At 74.9% G+C, this 2,019-nt stretch carries 2 protein-coding genes and 2 pseudogenes; 2 read left to right on the top strand and 2 right to left on the bottom strand.

Annotated features, from left to right (window positions below; all coding sequences use genetic code 11):
* A pseudogene (locus tag ABD308_RS38320) lies at positions 1-745 on the top strand (hypothetical protein); the annotation flags it as partial.
* Complete coding sequence (locus ABD308_RS38325; protein WP_344345565.1) at positions 742-954, top strand: hypothetical protein; 213 nt, start codon at positions 742-744, stop codon at positions 952-954. The pseudogene ABD308_RS38320 and the gene ABD308_RS38325, both read left to right, overlap by 4 nt.
* Before the next feature lie 52 nt (positions 955-1,006).
* On the opposite strand, the gene ABD308_RS38330 is transcribed toward ABD308_RS38325, so the two are convergent.
* Positions 1,007-1,435 (bottom strand): Rieske (2Fe-2S) protein, encoded by a 429-nt coding sequence (locus ABD308_RS38330; RefSeq protein ID WP_344345569.1) that lies wholly within the window; start codon positions 1,433-1,435, stop codon positions 1,007-1,009.
* Positions 1,436-1,468: 33 nt separating this feature from the next.
* Positions 1,469-1,948 (bottom strand): annotated as a pseudogene (locus ABD308_RS38335) (DoxX family membrane protein); the annotation flags it as partial.
* Positions 1,949-2,019: the final 71 nt, after the last annotated feature.

The raw sequence follows: 2,019 nt of genomic DNA on the forward strand, positions 1-2,019 counted from the left end.
CCGCGCGATCCTCGGGATCAAGCAGGCCTGGCTGGGCTTCGTGGACTCGGGCCTGCCGGAGGGCGACCCGCTGCGCAAGGAGGCCGGGCCCGTCCCGCCCGCCCCGCCGCGGCCGCCCGTGGTGGTGCACCGGCGCGAGCGCTCCCCGCTCGGCCTGATCGGCCTGCTGCTGGCGGTCGGCGCGGCCAGCGCCGTCTGGTCGGTCTCGGCCGACGGCGGGTCGACGGTGCGGGCCGGCAGCGTGCTGGCCACCGCGCTGCTGGTGATCGGGCTGACCCTGCTGCTCGGCGCGAAGTTCGGCCGGGCCCGCCGGCTGGTGGTCCCGGGCCTGCTGCTCACCATCGCGCTGACCGCGGTCGGCGGGTCCTCGGTCTCCGCGCGGAACATCGCCGGCGAACGCTCCTGGACCGTCGCCACGGCCGCCGACCTGCGTCCGAAGTACTCGCTGGGCGTCGGCTCGGCGAACCTGGACCTCGGCGCGCTCGACCCGGCCGGGGCGACCCTGGCCACCACGGTCGAGCTGGGCGCCGGCGAACTGACCGTGACGGTGCCGTCGAGCGCCACGGTCAACGTGCGCAGCGAGACCGGCCTGGTCGAGGTCCGCCTCGCCGACCGGGAGGCCGCCAACGACGGCCCGGGAAACCGCGACTACCAGTTGCTCCCGACGAACGGACAGACATCCACAGGCACGCTCGACCTCACGCTGAAGGTCGGGCTCGGCAGCATCAAGGTGGTCCAGCAGTGAGGAAGCACCGGCTCGACCTGTTCTCGCTGATCGCCGGGGGGCTGTTCACCGCGATCGCCGTGCTCTACCTGGTGGCGGCGGTGAACGACGTCTCGGTGAACGGCCGGATCGTCATCCCGGTGACCTTCATCGTCCTGGGCGTGGGCGGCCTGGCCGGGGCGGTGGCGGCGGCGGTCCGCCGCTCCCGGCCGGAGGACCGGGAAAACTAGGGCGCGTCTGACCATTCGCGTCGCACGCCCGGCGGGAATTGTCAGACACGCCTTAGGCCTCCAGCGGTCCCAGCCGGAGCTGGTCGCCGTCCTTGGTGACCCGGTACTTCGGCAGCGGCTTGGTGGCCGGGCCGTTCAGCACCGCGCCGGTGGCCGCGTCGAACCGGGAACCGTGGCAGGGGCAGTACAGCTGGCCGTTCTTCGGCGCGTCGACCGCGCAGCCGGAGTGGGTGCAGACCGAGGAGAACGCGCAGTACTGGCCCTCCTTGGGCTGCACCACGTAGACCGCGTCGCCGCTGGCCGGGTCCTTGACCTGGGCCGAGCCTCCGACCGGGACGCTCGCGGCGGCCACCGTGACCGGCGCCGGGGCGGGCGACTGCTTCGCCTTCGCGGTGGGCTTGTCCCGCCCGAAGGTGGCGGTCAGCGAGCCGGTGAGCAGTCCCGCGCCGCCCAGCGCGACGGCCGCGATGCCGCCGTCCATCAGGGCCCGGCGCCGGACGTGGTCCTCGCTCAGGCCGCGCCGGCGGTCCCGGGCGGAGCGCCGGGCGAGGTAGCCGTCCACCGAGAGGTACGGGGTGCCGGCCAGCAGCAGCGGCGTCCAGGCCATCAGGTAGGCGAGGTCGTTGCCGAGGTAGTACGGCGAGACGTTCCAGCTGACGGTGAGCCAGAGGGTGAGGCTGATCAGCGCCCCGCCGGCGGCGGCGAGCCGGCCCCAGAGGCCGAGCAGGGTGCCCAGGCCCACCGCCAGCTCGCCGAAGGCGACCAGCAGGGCGAACGGGGTGGGGTGGTCCAGGGCCGGGCCGAGCAGGGGGCCGACCGGGCTGGATCCCTTGACGGCCAGGGTCTGCGAGACGAACGAGGCCGGGTCGCCGGCTCCGGCCAGGTAGTGGCTGTCGGAGAGCTTGTCGAGCGCGGCGTAGACGAAGGTGATGCCGAGGAAGAGCCGCACGGGCAGCAGTGCCAGCCGCGAGCCCGCCGCCTTCCACGCGGTGATCCGCCCGGCCGGGCCCGGCGGGCCCGCGCCGCCCGGGGTCCCCGGGGCCGGTCCGGCCGCGCCGTCGCCGA

The sequence above is a fragment of the Kitasatospora putterlickiae genome, from assembly GCF_039527695.1.
Lineage (GTDB): Bacteria > Actinomycetota > Actinomycetes > Streptomycetales > Streptomycetaceae > Kitasatospora > Kitasatospora putterlickiae.